Source organism: Oceanicaulis sp., from assembly GCA_040112665.1.
In the GTDB taxonomy this organism is placed as follows: Bacteria; Pseudomonadota; Alphaproteobacteria; order Caulobacterales; family Maricaulaceae; genus Oceanicaulis.
The window spans coordinates 482704-501626 of record CP157796.1 but is presented as its reverse complement, the minus strand read 5'-3'; the positions used below and the strand labels follow the sequence as shown (position 1 = coordinate 501626).

Sequence of the window (18923 nt, the reverse complement as noted above, 5' to 3'; positions counted from 1 at the left end):
CGCTAGGCCGTCCGCAACGGATCGGTTATCCTTTGCGTTCGAGATTTTCCGCACGCTGAGACGCTGCAGTCGCCAGGGAGAAGACGCATAGCACGACGTCCGCACGCCGCGCCGCCGCCGAAAAAGGAAGGCCCGCGCATCAACCGGGAGATCCGCGTTCCGCGGGTCCTGCTCATCGACGAACACGGCGAGAAACAGGGCGAAATGCCCATCGACGCCGCTCTGGAAGCCGCCGAGGAGGCCGGGCTCGATCTCGTCGAGGTGAGCCCGAACGCGAACCCGCCGGTCTGCAAGATCGTCGACTACGGCAAGCTCAAATACCAAGAGCAGAAGAAAAAGGCCGAAGCGAAGAAGAAGCAGAAGACCCAAGACGTCAAAGAGATCAAGATGCGTCCGAATATCGACGTCCACGACTACCAGGTCAAAACCAAGGCGATGACCCGGTTCTTCGAGGACGGCGACAAGGTCAAGGTCACACTGCGCTTCCGCGGCCGCGAGATGGCCCACCAGGACCGGGGCATGGACGTGATGAACCGGGTGAAGGCCGACTTCTCCGAGGTCGCCAAGGTCGAGATGGAGCCCAAGCTCGAAGGCCGTCAGATGATCATGGTGATGGCGCCGCGCTAAGGCTCGCTGCGTTGAGACCCGTCGAAACGAAAGCGCGGTCCGCTGGGCCGCGCTTTCTTTTTTCGCGCGTTCGCGCCGCGACCTTACGCGCGTTGCTTCGCCTGTGCGATTGGCGGACCCTGCCCGGGCGCGTGACTTGGCGCGCTTCGGGACAGGGGATTTGTTATGTTGAAGTTTGTCTCTTTCGGCGTCCTTGCGGCTCTGGCTGCGGGCGCCGCCGCGGACGCCCAGGACTGGACCCGGCCGGCCTCGTTCGGCGGAACCAGCCTGCAGGCCGGGTTTACGCCGGACCCGCACGTAAGACAGCTGACCGCAGGCGGGCCGATCGCAGCGAGCTCGCGCTTCACCAACTGCACCGGCTACATCGCCGACGCGCCGGACTACTCGGTCAGCTATTCGGCCGGATCCTGGCCGTTGATCTTCTCGGTCGACTCCGATGATGACACCACCCTGGTGATCAACGATCCCAACGGCGGCTGGTGGTGCGACGATGACGGCGCGGAGGCCTTCCTGCAGCCGATGATCCGCTTCGATCAGCCGGCCTCGGGCCGCTACGACGTCTGGGTCGGCACGTTCGGCGACAGGCGCGGCGTACCCGCCACCCTCTTCATTTCCGAAACCGGCGAGCATACCCGGGCGAGCGCGGGGGCAGGCGGCCGCGTAACGGCGAACACCGGCGGGAACGGCATGATCACGGCCAACACCGGCGGATCGCAAGGCGTGGACATCTCCTTGCCGGCGCGCTTCGGCGACGTGACGCTGAGCGGCGGGTTCCTTCCCGATCCCTGGACGCGGCAGGTGACCGCCGGCGGGCCGGTCGACGGGGACTCCATCGACTCTGACTGCTGGGGCGACTTCTCGGCCGCGCCGACGGTCCAGCTCACATACCAGGGGTCCGGAACCCTCTACATCTACACGTCAGGCAGCGCCGACACGACGATCGCCGTGAACGACTCGTTCGGGACATGGCGGTGCAATGACGACGGCGCCTCGGGCACGAACGCCGGGGTTTCCATCTCCGGTTCGACGAGCGGTGTATACGATATCTATGTCGGCGTGTTCGGCGGCGGAACGGAGGCGACCACGCTGAACGTCTCCGAGATCGGCTATCGATAGATCGCCCCGCGGGCGGCCTTTTTTCGCCCTATTGAACGTGCGACCTTCTCGGTCAGAAGCCGAGCGCGCCGGACATCGTCCGGCGCGGCACGGCGCGACAAGGGGACAGGACAGAACCATGAAAACGCTCATCAAGGCCGGCGCCTCGCTCGCCGTGCTCGCTTTCGCCGGCGCGGCATCGGCGCAGGATTTCGAAGGCGCGCCCAGCTACGGCGTGCTCGACTATTCAGGCGAGGCGGTCAGCCTCGACATCCGCGCGGCCGGCGCGCTGCCGCTGAGCCGGCTTTCATCAGGCTGCGCCGGATACGGCGCCGGCCAGCCCACGGCGGTGCTTTCGGTCAGCCGGGCCGGCCAGGTCTATCTCGCCGCAGGATCGGACGAGGATCTGACCCTGGCGGTTCGCGCCCCTGACGGAACGGTCACCTGCGACGACGATTCCGCGGGCGGGATGAATCCGGGAGTCGTCCTCGACGCCCAGCCGGGCGACTACGAGATCTGGGTCGGCTCCTACCAGGCCGGCGTCGGCTATCCGCTGAGCGTGCTGCACGCCTCGCCGGGCGGCTTCGTCACCGACAACCCCTACATCGTCAGCGCCGACCCCGACGCGCCGGCCGATCAGTCGGTCCGGCTGTCGGGCGGGTTCGGGAACGACCCGCGCAGTTTCGAGGCGACGGCGGGCGGCCCGGCCCGGCTCGAACCGCTGGGCGGCGATAGCGCCTGGTGTTCGGGCTATGCCGGCGCCGCGCCCGATCTCGCGATCGACTACCGCGGCGGTGATCTGCCCCTGCATCTCCTCGTGGAGAGCGAAGAGGACAGCACGATCGCGGTCGTCACACCGTCCGGCGACGTGCTCTGCAACGACGACATGATCGGTCTGGACGCCGGCGTGCGTATCGAGGCGCCCGAGCGCGGCCGCTACGCGGTGTTCGCCGGCCTGCTGCATGACGACAGCGGCGAGGCGCCGGCGACGATCTCGGTCTCCGAGATCGGTTATGGCGGGATCGACCGGCGGCTCGACGTCGCCGGAGAGCCGCGCTTCGGCGTGCACGCCCTCTCTGCGGGCTTCTCGCCCGACCCCGCCGCCTTCGAGGTGCAGGCCGGCGGCCCGATCGAAGCCGACATGGCGCTGTCTGAGGACATGACCGGCGGCGCCTGGTGTCCGGGCAATGTCACGCGCGAGCCCACCCTGAGGTTTGAGTACGACGGCGAAGGCGCGCCGCTGTTCTTCTCGGTGACCGGCGACGAGGACGTGACCCTTCTCGTGAACGGGCCGGACGGATCGTGGATGTGCGACGACGATTCGCTCGGCGCCCTCGACGCCTTCGTAACGTTCGAGGCCGCCCAGCCCGGCGTTTACGACCTCTACGCCGGTGCGTTCAGCGAGGAGCCTGTCGCCGCGCAGGTCTTCGTCTCGGGCGAAGGCCCCGGACCCGAACCTGAAGCGCGCCAGATCGATCTGACCGCACCGGCTGCGTTCGAGGCCGCCCTCGCGCCAGGCTTCGATCCCGCCGACGGCGTTTTCGCAGTCGAGGCCGGCGGCGTGGCCGAGGTGCAGTATACCGACCCGTCTGTCTATGACTGTCCGGGCGTCTACCCGTCCGCGCCGAGCCTGGCGCTGGACTGGGCGGGCGGCGATCTCAGCGTCTCCGTACTCGTGCCGGAAGGCGACGCCACGCTCGCCATCGCCCTGCCGGGCGGCGGTTGGGCGTGCGATGACGACGGCGCAGGCGATCTGAACTCGCGCGTCGTCCTGCCCGGCGCCGAAGCAGGCGTCTACGCAGTCTTCGCCGGCACCTTCTTCGGCGGGACGGCCGAGGGCGAGATCGTCGTTACTGAGGACGTCGCTGAGAACTAGACGCTCGGCCCGTTGAAATCGCAAAACGGCGCGGTGCTGCAGGGCGCCGCGCCGTTTTCGCATCCGATCAGGGCTGATCGCGCATCAGATGTCCGAACGGCCCGAACGGGGCCGGCTGTCACAAGGACACCCCATGATCAGATCCGCCGCCGCGCTCGGCCTCGCCGCCGCAGCGTTTGTCGCCACGTCCGGCCTCGCCGCCGCCGAGCCCGTCGCTCACGAGGTCGTCGTACCGGCGCCGGGCGCCGAGCTGGCCGGCACGCTCCTCGTCCCTGACAACCCGAAGGGCGTCCTGGTCTTCGTCACCGGCGCCGGGCCACACCCGCGCGACCAGGTGATTTCAGGCGCGCCGATGTTCGCCGAACTCGCCGAAGCCCTGGCCGAAGGCGGCTGGGCGAGCCTGCGGGTGGACGAACGCGGCGTCGAAGGATCGACCGGAGAGATCACGCCGCACGCGCTGGCGCGTGTTCAGGACGTGGTCGCCACGATCGACTTCGCCGCGAGCCAGGGGCTCGGCCCGGTCGGCGTGCTCGGCCACAGCGAAGGCGCGCTGATCGCACCGCTCGCCGAGGCCGAACGCGGCCGTGCGGTCGAGTTTCTGGTCCTGCTGGGCGCTCCCGCCGCGCCGGGCTCTGAGGTCTGGATCGACCAGCAGATGGCCAACACCCGCGCCCATTTCGGCGAGGCGGCGACGCCTGAGAAATTGCAGGCCGCCGAGGACGCGCTCACCGCACTCGTGGCCGCCTCGATCGAGGGCGACGATGCGGGCGTCGAAGAGGCCACCGACGCGCTGTTTCGCGCCTGGGGCGCGCCTCAGGACATATGGGAGGACGGCACGGTGGCCGGCTTCGCCGAGCGCATGGCGAGCCCCGAAATGGAGGTCTATCTCGGTCTCGACCCGGCGGCCGGCTACGCCGCTTCCACCGATCCGCGGCTCGCTGTCTACGGCGATCTGGACACCCAGACCGCGCCGGATCTCAACGCGCCGCTCCTGATGGACGCGTCTGCGCCAGGGCAGACCACGCTGGTCGTGCTTGAAGATCAGGATCATTTCTTCCTGCGCGGCGAAGGGCTCGCGCCCGGCGAGCACGCCTTCGGCGAGATGGCGCTCGCGCCTGAGCTGCCGGCGGCGATCCTCGACTGGCTGGAGACGCGACGTTAGAACCTCGGAACGGGCGAGCGCGCTTGCCTTTTCGGCGCGCGTGCGTATAACGCCCGCTTCCACTTCACCGGCCCACCCGGCCCACGACATGCCGGGCGGCCGAGAACGCCGGAAGACCCTCGCGGTCTTCCCGAAAGGAGAGCGAAATGTCGAAACTCAAGACCAAGTCGGGCGCCAAGAAGCGCTTCAAGGTCACGGGAACGGGCAAGGTGCTGGCCGCTCAGTCCGGCAAGCGCCACGGGATGATCAAGCGGACGCCCAAGCAGATCCGCCAGAAGCGCGGCACCGACACCCTTGCGGCGCCGGACGCGAAGATCGTCAAGCAACACTACCTGCCCTACAACCGCTAAGCGGTTGTCGCCTCTACAATATAAGGAGAGCGATCGATGTCCCGTGTGTCCTCCGGACCGGCCCGTCACGCCCGCAAACGCAAGATCATCAAGGCCGCCAAAGGCTATTACGGCCGGCGCAAGAACACCTTCCGCGTCGCCAATCAGGCGGTCGAGAAGGCCGGCCAGTACGCCTATCGCGACCGCCGCGCCAAGAAGCGCGTCTTCCGCTCGCTCTGGATCCAGCGGATCAACGCCGCTGCGCGCCTGAACGAGCTGACTTACGCCACCTTCATGAACGGCCTGAAGAAGGCCGGCATCGAGCTCGACCGCAAGGTCCTCAGCGACATCGCGATCCACGAGCCCGAAGCCTTCGCCTCGCTCGCCGACCAGGCGAAGAAGGCGCTGAACGCGTAGTTTCGCGCTTCAGACCGGTGACCGAACGCGCCCGCCTCGGCAGAGGCGGGCGTTTTCTTTTGCGCGGCCGGTCAGGCGGCGCAGGACCGGCAGAGCGGCGCGGCCGGGTCGATCTCGAGGCGTCTGGCCTCGATCGCCTCGCCACACTCCGCGCACCAGCCGTACTCGCCCTCGTCCAGACGCTTCAAAGCCGCCTCGATCCGCCTGAGCTCGCCCGCCCGCCTCGCGTCGGCGGCGCGCGCCATCGCCTGGACCTGCAGGCTGTCCTGGCGCGAGAGCCGGCCGACCGATTGCTGGTCGAGGGCGACCGGTTTGCGGTCCTCCGACGCCGCGCCGGAGAGCGCGAGCAATTCCTCTTTCAGCGCGACCAATCGCGCGCGGGCCTTCTGTTCGGACACGGTCATGGGCTAAGAGCTATCATCAGGACGCTTCGACGAGGAAGGCCGATCACGTGCAAGAGCACTTCAAACGCTTCGCCGCCTATAACGCCTGGGCCAACGCCCGCCTCTACGACGCGGCGACCGCGCTGACCGACTTCGAGCGCAAGCGCGAGATCAAGGGCTATTTCGGCAGCCTGCACGGCACGCTGAACCATTTGCTGGTCGCCGACCGGATCTGGCTGCACCGCCTGACCGGGGAGGGGACTGCGCCGGCCCGGCTCGACGAGACGCTGTTCACCGGCTTCAACGAATTGCGCGATGCGCGCGAGGCCGAGGACCGGCGGCTGTCTGACTATGTCGCGAGCCTGAGCGCGGAGGATTACGAGCGCACGGTCGAGTACCGCAACACGCGCGGCGAGCCCAAGAGCCTGGCGCTGAAGGTGATCCTGGCGCACCTGTTCAATCACCAGACCCATCACCGCGGCCAGGCGACCCACATGCTGCGCCAGCTCGGCGTGGCCGAGCCGCCCTCGCTGGACCTGCTCTACTTTGCGCTGCCTTCGGCCTGAGCGAGCCTTGCGGCCGTCGCCTCGATCCAGGCGGTGAGCCGCTTTTCGTTGACCTTGAAGTCGTACCGGCCGACCACGGCGCGGGAATAGGCGCACAGCGCCGAGCCGCCCTCGACCGCGACCGCCTCGACGGTGACGTAGTCGGGGAAGCGGAAGACCTTCGAACGCTGCACGAACTCGCGCTGGGCGCCGCTGCGGTTGGTCGCTTCGGTGCGCGGGGCGTCCAGCGCCACGGCCTCGAACGCGGCCAGAAGTGCAGCGGGGTCTGCAGCGAAGACGGGGCTCGTCTGATCAGGCGGCGCAGCCGCCTCGAACGATTCAGGCAGGACCAGCCAGCGGCGCGGCCGGGAATCGGGGACGAGCGTCCTGAAATCGATCGGAAATTCCGTGCGCGCCATGATCGCTCCCCTGTCGTTCGCCTGCCAGCTGCGAACCTTTCCATTACATAACTTTATCGATAGGCCGCGCCATCCTAAACAGGGGATCACGGCTGTCCGGGGCGAACCATGACCGAATACGCGCTCGAGGTTGAAAACCTCTCCAAGAGCTTTCGCGGCAAACCCGCCGTCAGCGACGTCTCCTTCAAGGCGCGCAAGGGCGACATCACAGGATTTCTCGGCCCGAACGGGGCGGGCAAGACCACGACCCTGAGGATGTCGCTGGGCGTGATCCAGCCTGATTCCGGCCAGGCGCGCCTGTTCGGCCAGCAGCCGGACGCGGCCGGCATGGACCGGGTCGGCTTCCTGCCTGAAGAGCGCGGGGTGTACCGCAAGATGACCGCCGAGGCGGTGATCGTGCTGTTCGCACGCCTGAAGGGCGTTCCGGCCGGCGAGGCGCGCAAGCGCGCGAAGGCGCTGCTGGAGCGTTTCGGGCTGGCTGACGCGGCGAACAAGAAGATCAAGGAGCTGTCCAAGGGGATGGCTCAGAAAGTCCAGATCATCGCTGCGATCGTGCACGAGCCCGATTTCATCATTCTCGACGAACCCTTCTCCGGTCTCGACCCGGTCAACCAGAAGCTCCTTGAAAACATCATCCGCGAGCAGGCCGAGGCCGGCCGGACCGTGCTGTTCTCGACCCATGTCATGGAGCACGCCGAGCGCCTGTGCGACCGCATCGTGCTGATGGCGCGCGGCCGCAAGGTGTTCGACGGCTCGGTCGAGGAGGCGCTGGCCCAGGTCAAGCGTCTGATCGTGCTCGGCGCGCCGCCGGGCGAGCCTGTGGAGGAGACGCTCGCCCCGTTCGGCGAGCTCACCGAGGACAGCCGCAGCGAGGCCGAGATCGTCTGGAAGCTGGCGCTCAAGCCCGGCGCGGACGCCCAGGCGGTGCTGCGCGCGCTGGTGGACGCCGGGATCCGGCTCACCCGCTTCGAGCCGCGCCGTCCGCATCTGCACGACGCCTTCGTGGCGCTCGTCGGCGAGGAGAACGCCGGCGACGTGACCGACCGCGCCGAACCCCAACCGAGCGAGGCCTGAGCCATGCGCGCGATCTATCTCATCGCCCGTCGCGAATACCTGTCCTACGTGGCGACCTGGGGCTTCTGGCTGTCCTTGCTGGCGGTGCCGATCTTCGCGGTGATCGGGGGCACGCTGCCCGCGCTGATCCAGAACTCCCAGCCGGTGCGCTATTTCGCCGTGATCGACGAGACCGGCGGCGGGCTCGAGGACGTGGTCCGCGCCCGGCTCGACGCCGAGCGCCGCGAGGAGGTCCGCGCCTTGCTGGAAGGCGCGGCGCGCATGATGGGCGGCGAGGCAGCCGCCGAAGAGGCGCTGGCGGTCTTCGATCGCGACCCTGACGGCCTGTCCATGCTGGACGAGGCGATCGAGGCGGCCGGCCTGCAAGGCGCGGAGGCCGTCCTCGGCGGCGAACGCCGCGACATGGTCATGGTCGACGCCCCCGGCGCGAGCATCGACGATCTCAGACCGTATCTGACCGGCGAGCGCATGATCGACACCCCGGACGGTGAGCGCGCCCTGTTCGCCGCCTTCGTGATCCGCGAGGACCGGGCCGCGCCGATCGCGGTGGACTACTATTCCACCAACCTCACCAGCCGCTCGGTGCGCGAGCGCGTGACCGACGCGCTGACCAGCCATATCCGCGAGCAGGCCTTCATCGAACGCGGGCTGCAGCCCGAGCAGCTCGATCAGGTGATGGCGCTCAGACCCGACGTCACCACGCTGGACGCCCGGCCGGGCGCGGAGATCGGCGAGGAGGTCACGACGGCCGACCGCGCGCCGTTCGTGGTCGCGGTCCTGTTCGCCTTCGTGCTCTGGCTCGCGGTGTTCTCGGTGGCGAACATGCTGCTGACGAGCCTGGTCGAGGAAAAGGGCGGCAAGATCATCGAGCTCCTGCTCTCCACCGCGCGCTTCCATGAAATCCTGATCGGCAAGCTCGCGGGCGTGGCGGCGGTCTCGCTCACGCTGTTCGCCATATGGGGCGGGGTGGGCGGCGCGCTCACCGTGTTCGGCGGCGCGGCGCTGGCGCAGATCGACCCGCAGATCATGGAGCTTCTGCGCACCGTGTTCGATCCGGGCCTGGTGCTGGCCGCGCTGTTCTTCTTCACGGCGGGCTATCTGATGTACGGGGCGATCTTCCTGGCCATCGGTTCGCTGTGCGACACGCTGCAGGACGCGCAGACCCTGATGGGCCCGGTGATCTGGGCGCTGATGCTGCCGCTCCTGTTCTTGTTCTTCTCGATCGAGGCGTCCGATTCGCTGTTCGTCAGGTTCGCCAGCTGGTTCCCGCTCTGGACGCCCTTCATCATGATGGCGCGCCTGCCCGCCGAGCCGCCGCTCTGGGAGCTGGCCGGAGCGTCTGCGATCATGATCGTGACCACTCTGCTGGTGCTCTGGGGCGCCGCGGCGGTGTTCCGCCAGGGCGCGCTGAGGCAGGCCGACGCGGACAGCGTGCGCAAGTTCTTCAGGCTGGGCGGCAAGAAAAAGCCGGCCTGACGGCGTTCATCGGCACGAAGAAAAACGGGCGGCGCAGACCCTGCGCCGCCCGTTTCGCATTTCATCAAGGCCATGGACGGCTCAGGCCGCCGCAGGGGGAGGTGCAGATGACCCGCTCACGCGATGAACGCCTGCTGGCGCGCCCCCCCCCAAGGGGCGGGCCTAGCATCCCGCAGGCTCAGCGAGGCGATAACAGGCCGCCAACGCGAAACGCCGCGCCGGTCATGACCGGCGCGGCGCTTTGTCTCGTCGGTGAAGCGTCGGCGCGCGCCTAGCGGCGACCGCGGCCTCCGGCTTTCTTGGGCAGAAGCCCTTCGCGCTGAGCGCGCTTGCGAGCCAGCTTGCGGGCCCGGCGGATCGCCTCGGCCTTCTGGCGCGCGCGCTTCTCGGAGGGCTTTTCGTAATGGTTGCGGCGCTTCATCTCGCGGAAGGTGCCCTCCCGCTGCATCTTTTTCTTCAACGCCTTGAGCGCTTGCTCGACGTTGTTATCGCGCACGACGATCTGAACGATGGTCCTCTCTCCCTCGGTTTCTCAAAGGTTCAGGGCTCGGCCTGAGTATATAACACACGCGAAGCCCTGGGAGGTGTTCCCATCGGTCGTTCGCGCCGGGTCGCTTCGACAGAGGCGGGCGATCTACCAGAGCGGAGAGGGGCTGGCAAGCGGCGCGAACCGCTTCACATGCGTGACGGCGGGCGGTGCGGGCCCTATGTTGCACGCCATGACCGAACGCGACACCGCCTTCGACCCGCCGAAAAAGACCCGCGCCGAGATCGCGCGCGAGGCGCTTCTCGACGCCGCCCTGCCTGAAGCCGCCTTCGAGGGCTGGACGCAAGCCACACTGAAGCGCGCCGCAGAGAGCGCCGGGCTCAGCGAAGGCGAGGTGCAGCTTTATTGCCCTGACGGCGTGCTCGACCTCGTCGAGACCTGGTCGCGGCGCTGCGACGCCGAGGCGCGGGCGAAGATCGAGGCCAATCCCGCCAACCGGATCCGCGACAAGGTCACCCAGGCGGTCCTCAACCGGCTTCAGACGCTTGAAGGCCACGAAGAAGCCGCCGAGCGCGCCCGGGCGCGCCTGCTCCTGCCCGACGCGCTCGACCGCGGCGCCCGGTTGCTCTGGTCGACCTCGGACATGATCTGGAAGGCGATCGGGGACCGGTCCACCGACGCGAACTTCTATTCCAAGCGCGCGATCCTGTCGGGCGTCTACGCCAGCACTCTGGCGATCTGGCTCGACGACGCAGACGCCGGCAAGGCCAAGACGCGCGCCTTCCTCGATCGCCGGATCGAGAACGTCATGCAGATCGAAAAGGCCAAGGCGAGCTGGCGGAAATTCAGCGCCAACATGCCCGATCTCGCCGGCTTCGCCTCTTCGGTGCGCTACGGGTTCTCGCGCCGGCGCTAGGCGATCGCGGCCAGCGCCCGTTTAAGCACCGCGTCGCGCGGCCCGCTCGCGTCGATCCTCGCCCAGCCGACCGGTCCGGGGTCGTAAGCGGCCTGTTTCCCCACCACTGCGACATCGGCGTCGCTGGGATCGCCGGTGCGGGCAGCAACGCGCGCCAGAAGCGTGTCCCGGTCGGCGTCCAGCCAGATCCCCGCGAACGGAACGGCGGCCTCCGCAGCGATCCGTTCCGCGGCTTCGCGCTCTTCGGGGCGCGAATGCACCGCGTCGAGGATCACGCTCGCGCCGGCCTTCAGCGCCGCCTTCGCCTTGGCGCGCTGGCGTGTGTAGACGGTCTCCGAGGCCTCGCGCGTGTACGCTTCGGGCGGGATGCGGTCCGACCAGTTAAGCCTCAGCGAAGCCTTGCGCTCGACGTCGGACTTGATCACCCACAGGCCCGCCGGACCGCCGAGCGTCAGGCCCAGCCCGTCCGCGACGGTCGACTTGCCCGTGCCCGACAGCCCGCCCACCGCGATGAGGCGGGCCGGGCGCGGCGCGGCGAAGTCTTCAGCAGTGTCGAGCCAGGCGTCAGACGCGCTTTCGTCGTCCGCCCCGCCGCGATGGCGCAGGGTGAGGGCGCGGACCAGGCAGCGCAGCGCGGAGAACGGATCGGCGAGCGCCGCTCCGGCTGCGCCGACATCGGTGTCCTCGCCCGCCAGATACTGGCTCAGCACGGTCTGTGCCTCAGCCCGCAACCCCCGCCGCGCAAGATCGGCGAGCAGGAAGGCGAGGTCGTAGACCATGTCGATCGTGGCGAGGTCTTCGTCGAATTCGAGCGCGTCGAACAGGACCGGGCAGCCGTCGATCCTGACGATGTTCGACAGATGCAGATCGCCATGACAGCGCCTGACGAAACCGGACGCGGCGCGGGCGTCGAGCAGGGTTTTCAGCCGTGTGAAGCGAGCGACGATCGTCTGGTGGACCGCGGCGACGCGGCGGCTGTCGGCTCCGGCCCCGGCGAGGCGTTTCGAAGCCAAGCCGAGCACGTCGCACGCTCGGCGAAACCCGTCCGGGGCCGCGTGCGCCGGGGCGCGCGCATGGCTCTCGCGGACGGCGCGGGCGAGATTGCGCGCCTCGCCGATATCCAGCGCCCCGGCGTCCGCGATCGCGCTGTAAAGCGCGTCTGACGCAAAGCGGCGCATGATCAGGACAGGCTCGATGCGCGCTCCCGCCCCGTCGAGCGCCAGCGCGCCGCCGCTTTTGGTGATCCATCCGAGCCGGTCGTAGATCTGCGGCGCGTTCGGACGGTTGATCTCGAGCTCGGCCTCGAGCGCGGCCCGCCGCTTTTCGACCGTCGAGAAATCCAGATAGCCCAGCGAAACCGGCTTTTTCAGCTTCAGCGCCCGCTCGCCCGCCAGGAAGACCCGCGCGCCATGGGTTTCGATCGTCTCGACGGGCTGGCCGTCATGGCTGGCGGGATCGGACAGGAAGGCCAGCAGGGCCGGGTCGAGGTCGGCCGCGCTCACGCGCTGAGCCGCGCCGGAGCGATGAAGCCGGGACTGTCGCGCCAGCCCGGCGCGCCGGCGAGGAAGCGCAGCGCCGCATCCCCCGAGCTGCGCGCCAGCACGGCGTTGAGCCAGTCTGCGGCGGGCTGGGGCCCGGTCTCCAGACGTCTGAGAATGCGCGCAGCGGCTGCGCGGGCGGGCGCGGCGTGGCCGGGCGGCGGGGTCATGCGGCCGCGTTCGACGAAGCGGGCCGCCGCCGCGTCCGCCCAGCGTGCGAGCCTCAGCGCCTCCATGCCCGGCGCGAACCTGATGCCGCCAGCGCCGGCGCGGGCGTGCATCACCGCGCCGCGCAGACTGTCGCGCTCGCCGGGGCGGATCGGGCAGACCAGGCGGCGGCGCATCACCGAGGCCGGATCGCCGCCGAGCCTTACAATGGCCGCGTTCAACCGGCCTTCGAGCCCGTCGCCCTGATCGCCGGGGCGGGCGAGACGCATCGCCTCGACCACCGCCTCGCCGTCGGGCAGGATCAGCGTCTGTGTGAAGCCGACCCCGCCGGCCTCGGCGAAGGCGGGCGACAGGGTGAAGCCCGGCGTTCGGCCGTCTGCGGCGGGCAGAAGCGCGATCCAGGCGATCTGGGTCCAGGCCCGGCCCGACACCGATCCGGCCGCGCCGGGCCTCGTGTCGACGAACAGGCGCGCGCGGGCGGTGCCGAGGCTGGTCTCGAGGCGCACGCTCTTGGGTTCGTTCACCAGCGCGTCGATTCGCGCGCCTTCCTCGATCCGAGCCTGGGGCGAGGCGGCGATCTGGTCGAGCGCTTCGGACTGGATCGAGGCGGCCTCGACATGATGCAGCCGGACCTTCGAAAGCGGCCGGTCCGCGCCGCCCAGGCTGACCTGGTCGAAGCTCGCGGTGACGTGCCTGGACAGGGCGTGGCCGGGCTCGGCCGGGAAGACCCAGCGGCGCGGATTGGGCGCGATCGCGCGCGGTTCGAGCACGAGCACGGAGACCTGCCGCCCCGGCCGGGTCAGCGCCGCAGCCAGGGTCAGGCCGGCCGCGCCGGCGCCTGCGATCACGATGTCCGCTTCAAGGGCCATGGCGTCATGCAATCCGCACCGCGCCGCGTCCGTCAAGCGACTCCTCGCCGCATCTTGGGTGTCTTGGACAGCTGTGAAAGTCCGGCTAGCTTCGCGACTAACCCGCACTCTCAGTCGGGCCATGAGGGCGAAAGGACAGGGCCGCCGCGAGCGGCTGAGCGCCATGGACATGAACCTGACAAAGCGCGCGCGGCAGAAGATCGCCACGCGCATCGCGGTGATCGAGGCGGCCCGGCGGGTCTTCGCCACCAAGGGCTATGACGCGGCGACGATCGCGGCCATCGCAAAGGCGGCGAAGGTGTCGCCCGGCACGGTGCTGAACGCTGCGTCGACCAAGATCGCGCTCTTGAACGAGGTGATGCGGGCCGATTTCGAACAGCTCGGCGCGGACTGCGAGGGGCTGGCGTCGAGCCTGTCCGCGGCCGGGCCGAAGGAGGCGGTGGCCGCGCTGCTCGAGCAGCATCTGGCCCGGCACGCCGAGAATCTCGATCTGATGCGGGCGGCGATCGGGCATTGCTGGACTGCTGAAGGCGACCATTTTTCAGCGCTTTACGCCAATCTCGACATCGCCTGGCGGCCGGTGCGCAGGATCCTTGAGACCGCCGAGCGTGACGGCCGGCTGAACGGCATGGACGCGCGCGAGCTGACCCAGTTCCTGCAGGACGCCTATCTCGGCGTACTGCGCCGCTGCGTGGCCGAGCGGATGGATCTTTTCGCGGCCAGCAGTCTGATGCGGGTGCGGCTCGACCTGGTGCTGGGCGCGGCGCTGAAGGTTTAGAGCCTTTTGTTTTTTCGGCTTTTCGAACCGCGAAACCGGTTCCCACTTTCGCTGAAAAGCCTCTCAGCCAGGGCGGTAGGTCCTCACCGCCGCAGCCCTGACCGCCGCCTCGCCCATCGGTACGCGGCGCAGGCGCTCGGCGGCGAAAAGCTCCATCTGATCAGCGTAGTGCGGGGAGTCCGGGTCAGGGCTCGCGCCGAACTGATGCACCGCCCAGACCTCGGGCAGATCCGCGCCCGGCGCCCATTCCGCCAGCATGTGCAGCCCGTCGCCGGAGACCATGCGGAAGGTCCCGCTTTCCTCGTCGATCACCGCGTTGACGGCCCTGAGCGTGTCTGTCGCGCCGCCCAGAGCGATCTTCATGTCGCCTCTGTGCAGGAAATTGACCTCCCGCCAGGGCGGATCGAGCCGGCCGTGCGCGGCTTCCAGCGTCTGAGCGCTCTGGCGCAGCGCGTCCGCGATCGCCGTCGGATTCAGCTTCGAAACATCGCGCTCCATCTCGAAAAGGCGCAGCGCCGTCATCACCGCGAGCGGCGCGGCGGTGTTCGCAAGATCGGTGTCGAGATCCCAGCGCGCGACGATCGCGGCGGCCTCGGCGAGCTCGCCTTCCGCCGCGCCCTCGAACCGGCCCGCCGCGATCGTGTCGCGGATCTGTCCGGCGTAGGAGTCCGGCGCGTAGGCCTTGTCGTATTTCACCGCCAGGAGGTCGGCGCGGCTGACCTGATCGAGCGCGCCCATCAGCGCCACCGCCCTGAGGCCGCGATTGGTCATCTCTGTCTCGATGCCGAACCGGGCGGGATAGTCCGCCGGGTCGGGATCGTCCGGGCCGCCGGTGACGGTGAAGGGGGTGTGGTTGGCCTCCAGCACATAGCCGGCCTCGGGCTCGATCATGTGGGGCAGCGCCTCGAAGGGTTCGAACCCCTCCCAGATCAGCGCGCTGTCGTCGCCGGGCAGGGTCCCCGACCAGTCCACGCCGGGCAGGTCGGGCCGGGCCGGGGTGCGGGCCAGATAGTACCGCGCGATCTGTCCGTCCCGCGTGCCGACGATGCGGTTGGTGTTGCCCATCGCGCCGAGCCTGAGCGCGTCCTCGAAGGCGGGCAGGGTTTCGGCCTTCATCATCAGATAGGCCTGCTCGGCGAAGCGGATGTCGCCCATCGTGGCGTAGCGCACCGCGAAGCTTCCCTGATCGGTGTGAAGCACGGGGCCGTGCGCCGACCAGTCCGCCGGCCGGGTGACGCGCCAGGCGAAGGGGCCGAACAGCCTCACCGTCATCGCCGCGGTGCGCCGGTCATAGGCCCGCCGCTCGCCGTCGAGCTCATAGCCGTCCTCGTCGCCGGTCAGCGCGTAGACGTCGATGAGATCGGGCCGGTTCACCGTCGCGGCCTGCGCGAGCCCCGGATTGACGCCCAGATGGATCGCCGGCGCGCCGGGGAACATGCCGCCGGCGATGTCCAGCCCCTGCCCGGAGAGAAGATGGCCCTCATACCAGGCCAGCGCGCCCTCAACCGGCTGGTGGGAGTTCACGATCACCCGCGTCCACCCGTCCGCCGATTTGCCCGGCGCCACGGCGAACGCGTTCGAGCCCAGCTCTGTCGCAGGTCCCTCCTGCAGCATGACCTGCAGCTCCTGCCCGCGCGCGGGGTCTTGCTCGGCGTCTGGCGCGGCGAGCTGGCCCAGCACGTCGCCCAGCCCGTAGAACAGCGGAGAGAAGAAGGCCGACAGCGCCGCCACGTCTTCGCCCGTCAGCGGGAACAGGTCCGGCTCGGCCAGCTCGGGATGGCGCGCGGCGTAGAAGTTCAGCCCGTCGGCATAGGCCTGCATGAAGGCGCGGGTCTCATCGGACAGATCGGTCTCGTAGCGCGCGGCGACGTCCTCGCGGATGCGCAGGAGCTGGACGATATAGCTGGTGCGCGCCTCGCTCTCGTTCTTGGCCAGCATTTCCGGGCCGAGCGCTGCGCGCAGGGACTCCTGGATGGTGGCGAAGTCGTCCTCGGCGTGCGCCCAGGCGATGGCGAAGGCCGCGTCCGCGTCGGTCTCCCCGATCACCCGCGGCACGCCCCATGCGTCGCGCGTGATCTCGGCGGAATAGGCCGCCGCGCGCAGAACCGCCGCCTCGGGATCGAAATCACGCGTGTGCAGCGGCGCCAGCCGCAACCCCGCCGCATAAAGCCCCGCCGAAGCCAGCGCCAGGCTCGCCGCGCCGATTACAGCCAAGCGTCCGAATTTCATGCCCGCTCCCCTCCCGGTGTCCGCCGCGAGGGTAGGGGCGGGGGAGGAGGTTGGCAAAGGGTGAGCGCGTGTGCGCGTAGCGCATCAATCGATCCGGGGGATCGATTGAAGGCGGCGAACGGGCCGGCAGGCCCCGGAGGATCGTCGAGCGCCTGGACCTGCAGACGCTGGCGCTCCCCCACCCGACCCGGACCTGTCGCGCCGTCAGGATCAGATGTCTCCCCCCGTTTACGGGGGGAGTGCCCCGGACGCGTTCCGGGGCGAGGGGGGGCTGCGCCAGCCTTCAAGGACGAAGCCGCCCCCTCCGTCCGCTTCGCGGCCACCTCCCCCGCAGGCGGGGGAGGACATCGCGTGCGGGGCGGTGTGGTGCGGAACTGCGCAACTCCCTCCCCTTGATGGGGAGGGTCCGGCCGCAGGCCGGGGGTGGGGTGAGGATCGTAGAGCGCTGGACTCTGCAGACGGCGGCGCTCCCCCACCCGTCAGGCTTCGCCTGACACCCTCCCCACAGAGGGGGAGGGAGTTCAGGGCGGCGCGTTCGAAAGGAGGACTTTACCGGTTCACTCGCCCCTCGATCAGCGCGTCGACGACGGCGGGGTCGGCGAGGGTGGAGGTGTCGCCTAAGGATTCGAACTGGTTCTCGGCTATTTTCCTCAGGATGCGGCGCATGATCTTGCCCGAGCGGGTCTTGGGCAGGGCGGGCGCGAACTGGATGAGGTCGGGGCTGGCGACCGGGCCGATCTCGGCGCGGACGTGCTGTCTGAGGGCCTGGGCGGTCTCCTCGGTGGGTTCCAGGCCTGCGTTCAGCGTGACGTAGCAGTACACGCCCTGGCCCTTGATGTCGTGGGGGTAGCCGACCACGGCGGCCTCCGCCACCAGCGGGTGGGAGACGAGCGCGCTTTCGATCTCCGCGGTGCCGAGCCGGTGGCCGGACACGTTCAGCACGTCGTCCACCCGTCCGGTGATCCACCAGTAGCCGTCCGCGTCGCGGCGGGCGCCGTCGCCGGTGAAGTAGAGCCCGCGATAGGTGGTGAAATAGGTCTCCGCAAAGCGCTTGTGATCGCCCCAGACGGTGCGCATCTGGCCCGGCCAGCTGCCCAGGATGACGAGATTGCCCTCCGCCGCGCCGGTGTCGGGCAGGCGGTGTCCCTCGTTGTCCACCAAAGCGGGCTCGATCCCGAACATGGGGAAGCTGGCCGCGCCGGGCTTGAGGTCGTGCGCGCCGGGCAGGGGCGTCATCAGGCAGGCGCCGGTCTCGGTCTGCCACCAGGTGTCCACGATCGGCAGCCGGCCCTTGCCCACGACACGGTGATACCAGGCCCAGGCCTCGGGGTTGATCGGCTCGCCCACCGTGCCGAGCAGGCGCAGGCTGGAAAGGTCGTGTTTCAGGACCGGCTCGTCGCCTTCGCGCATGATCGATCTCAGCGCGGTGGGGGCGGTGTAGAAGACGTTGACCTTGTGCTTGGCGCAGATCCGCCAGAACCGGTCGGGCGCGGGCCAGGTGGGCACGCCCTCGAACATCAGCGTCGTCGCCCCGTTCGCCAGCGGTCCGTAGGTCAGATAGGTGTGCCCGGTGATCCAGCCGACGTCTGCGGTGCACCAGAACACCTCGCCGCGCTTCATGTCGAAGATCGCATCGAAGGTCAGCGCGCTCCACAGAAGATACCCGCCCGTGGTGTGCATGACGCCCTTGGGCTTTCCGGTGGAGCCCGAGGTGTAGAGGATGAACAGCGGATCCTCCGCGTTCATCGGCTCGGGATCGCATTTCGCGTCGACCTGCAGGGCGAGCTCGTGGTGCCAGAAATCGCGGCCCTCGACCCAGGGCACGCTGGCGCCGGTATGGCGCACGCACAGCACCGCACGCACGCCCTCGACCAGGTCCAGCGCCTTGTCGACGTTCGATTTCAGCGCCACGCCTCGCCCCCCGCGCACGCCCTGGTCGGCGGTGACTACGAACTCAGAGCCGCAATCGGCGATGCGGCCGGCCAGCGCCTCGGGAGAGAAGCCGCCGAAGACGACGGTGTGGATCGCGCCGATCCGGGCGCAGGCGAGCATGGCGTACATCGCCTCGGGGATCATCGGCATGTAGAGGGTGACGCGGTCGCCCTTGCGAACGCCGATCTTCTTCAGCTCGTTGGCGAAGCGGCAGACGTGATTATGCAGCTGCGCATACGTGATCGCGTGGTGATAGGCGGGATTGTCGCCCTCCCAGATGATCGCCGGGTCGTTGCCCCGTTCATCCAGGTGACGGTCGACGCACTCGTAGGAGACGTTCAGCACCCCGTCCTCGAACCATTTGATCGACAGGTTGTCGGGGTCCCAGCTCACCTCGGAGATCTTTTCGGGGCGGGTGAACCAGTCCAGCCGGCCGATCTGATCGCGCCAGAACGCGTCCGGGCTCTCGATCGACTGGCGGTAAAGCGCGGCGTAGCGCTCTGCGGTCACGCTGGCGCGCGCGGCGTAGTCCTGCGGGACCGGAACAAGAGCCGGAGCCGTGCTCGCTTTGGGGGCCGAACCGTCCATGGGAAGTCTCCTTGC

18 protein-coding genes are annotated in these 18923 nt (G+C 69.0%); 11 read left to right on the top strand and 7 right to left on the bottom strand.

The annotated features are described in order from the left end of the window. Window positions 1-87: 87 nt before the first annotated feature. The 6 genes from infC (at window position 88) to rplT (ending at window position 5506) form a co-directional block, all read left to right on the top strand. A complete protein-coding gene (gene infC / locus ABL308_02435; GenBank protein ID XBQ17705.1) occupies window positions 88-627 on the top strand; it encodes a translation initiation factor IF-3 in 540 nt (179 codons plus the stop codon). A gap of 165 nt (window positions 628-792) precedes the next feature. Further along, complete coding sequence (locus tag ABL308_02430; GenBank protein ID XBQ16740.1) at window positions 793-1743, top strand: hypothetical protein; 951 nt, start codon at window positions 793-795, stop codon at window positions 1741-1743. A 118-nt stretch (window positions 1744-1861) separates the two neighbouring features. Further along, complete coding sequence (locus ABL308_02425; GenBank protein XBQ16739.1) at window positions 1862-3598, top strand: hypothetical protein; 1737 nt, start codon at window positions 1862-1864, stop codon at window positions 3596-3598. A 133-nt stretch (window positions 3599-3731) separates the two neighbouring features. After that, window positions 3732-4760 (top strand): alpha/beta fold hydrolase, encoded by a 1029-nt coding sequence (locus tag ABL308_02420; protein XBQ16738.1) that lies wholly within the window; start codon window positions 3732-3734, stop codon window positions 4758-4760. Between the two features lie 146 nt (window positions 4761-4906). Beyond that, window positions 4907-5110, top strand: coding sequence for a 50S ribosomal protein L35 (rpmI, locus tag ABL308_02415; GenBank protein XBQ16737.1), 204 nt, complete (start codon window positions 4907-4909; stop codon window positions 5108-5110). Window positions 5111-5146: 36 nt separating this feature from the next. Next, window positions 5147-5506, top strand: coding sequence for a 50S ribosomal protein L20 (gene rplT, locus ABL308_02410; GenBank protein XBQ16736.1), 360 nt, complete (start codon window positions 5147-5149; stop codon window positions 5504-5506). A gap of 71 nt (window positions 5507-5577) precedes the next feature. Here rplT and ABL308_02405 read toward each other — a convergent pair whose 3' ends face one another. Then, window positions 5578-5910: a TraR/DksA C4-type zinc finger protein gene (locus tag ABL308_02405; protein XBQ16735.1), complete on the bottom strand. Its 333-nt coding sequence runs from the start codon at window positions 5908-5910 to the stop codon at window positions 5578-5580. Window positions 5911-5957: 47 nt separating this feature from the next. On the opposite strand from ABL308_02405, the gene ABL308_02400 reads away from it, so the two are divergent. Further along, window positions 5958-6455, top strand: coding sequence for a DinB family protein (locus ABL308_02400; GenBank protein XBQ16734.1), 498 nt, complete (start codon window positions 5958-5960; stop codon window positions 6453-6455). On the opposite strand, the gene ABL308_02395 is transcribed toward ABL308_02400, so the two are convergent. Further along, entirely contained in the window at window positions 6431-6853 is a 423-nt protein-coding gene (locus ABL308_02395; protein XBQ16733.1) for a DUF1499 domain-containing protein, read from the bottom strand. The genes ABL308_02400 and ABL308_02395 overlap by 25 nt on opposite strands. Before the next feature lie 108 nt (window positions 6854-6961). Between ABL308_02395 and ABL308_02390 the strand changes: the two genes are divergently transcribed. Both ABL308_02390 and ABL308_02385 read left to right on the top strand, forming a co-directional pair. After that, window positions 6962-7927, top strand: a complete 966-nt coding sequence (locus tag ABL308_02390) for an ATP-binding cassette domain-containing protein (protein XBQ16732.1) — start codon at window positions 6962-6964, stop codon at window positions 7925-7927. A 3-nt stretch (window positions 7928-7930) separates the two neighbouring features. Continuing rightward, window positions 7931-9403, top strand: coding sequence for an ABC transporter permease (locus ABL308_02385; GenBank protein ID XBQ16731.1), 1473 nt, complete (start codon window positions 7931-7933; stop codon window positions 9401-9403). Between the two features lie 271 nt (window positions 9404-9674). Here ABL308_02385 and rpsU read toward each other — a convergent pair whose 3' ends face one another. Beyond that, window positions 9675-9914 (bottom strand): 30S ribosomal protein S21, encoded by a 240-nt coding sequence (gene rpsU / locus ABL308_02380; GenBank protein XBQ17704.1) that lies wholly within the window; start codon window positions 9912-9914, stop codon window positions 9675-9677. A 208-nt stretch (window positions 9915-10122) separates the two neighbouring features. Here rpsU and ABL308_02375 point away from each other — a divergent pair, with 208 nt between their 5' ends. Beyond that, entirely contained in the window at window positions 10123-10806 is a 684-nt protein-coding gene (locus ABL308_02375; protein ID XBQ16730.1) for a COQ9 family protein, read from the top strand. Here ABL308_02375 and ABL308_02370 read toward each other — a convergent pair. Both ABL308_02370 and ABL308_02365 read right to left on the bottom strand, forming a co-directional pair. Then, window positions 10803-12308: an AAA family ATPase gene (locus ABL308_02370; protein ID XBQ16729.1), complete on the bottom strand. Its 1506-nt coding sequence runs from the start codon at window positions 12306-12308 to the stop codon at window positions 10803-10805. The genes ABL308_02375 and ABL308_02370 overlap by 4 nt on opposite strands. Next, window positions 12305-13381: a lycopene cyclase family protein gene (locus ABL308_02365; protein ID XBQ16728.1), complete on the bottom strand. Its 1077-nt coding sequence runs from the start codon at window positions 13379-13381 to the stop codon at window positions 12305-12307. Before ABL308_02365 ends, ABL308_02370 begins: the two co-directional genes overlap by 4 nt. 121 nt (window positions 13382-13502) lie before the next feature. Here ABL308_02365 and ABL308_02360 point away from each other — a divergent pair, with 121 nt between their 5' ends. Continuing rightward, window positions 13503-14159, top strand: a complete 657-nt coding sequence (locus ABL308_02360; protein XBQ16727.1) for a TetR/AcrR family transcriptional regulator — start codon at window positions 13503-13505, stop codon at window positions 14157-14159. A 63-nt stretch (window positions 14160-14222) separates the two neighbouring features. Here ABL308_02360 and ABL308_02355 read toward each other — a convergent pair whose 3' ends face one another. Both ABL308_02355 and acs read right to left on the bottom strand, forming a co-directional pair. Then, complete coding sequence (locus ABL308_02355) at window positions 14223-16388, bottom strand: penicillin acylase family protein (protein XBQ16726.1); 2166 nt, start codon at window positions 16386-16388, stop codon at window positions 14223-14225. Between the two features lie 549 nt (window positions 16389-16937). Further along, window positions 16938-18908: an acetate--CoA ligase gene (gene acs / locus ABL308_02350; GenBank protein ID XBQ16725.1), complete on the bottom strand. Its 1971-nt coding sequence runs from the start codon at window positions 18906-18908 to the stop codon at window positions 16938-16940. Between the last annotated feature and the right edge of the window lie 15 nt (window positions 18909-18923).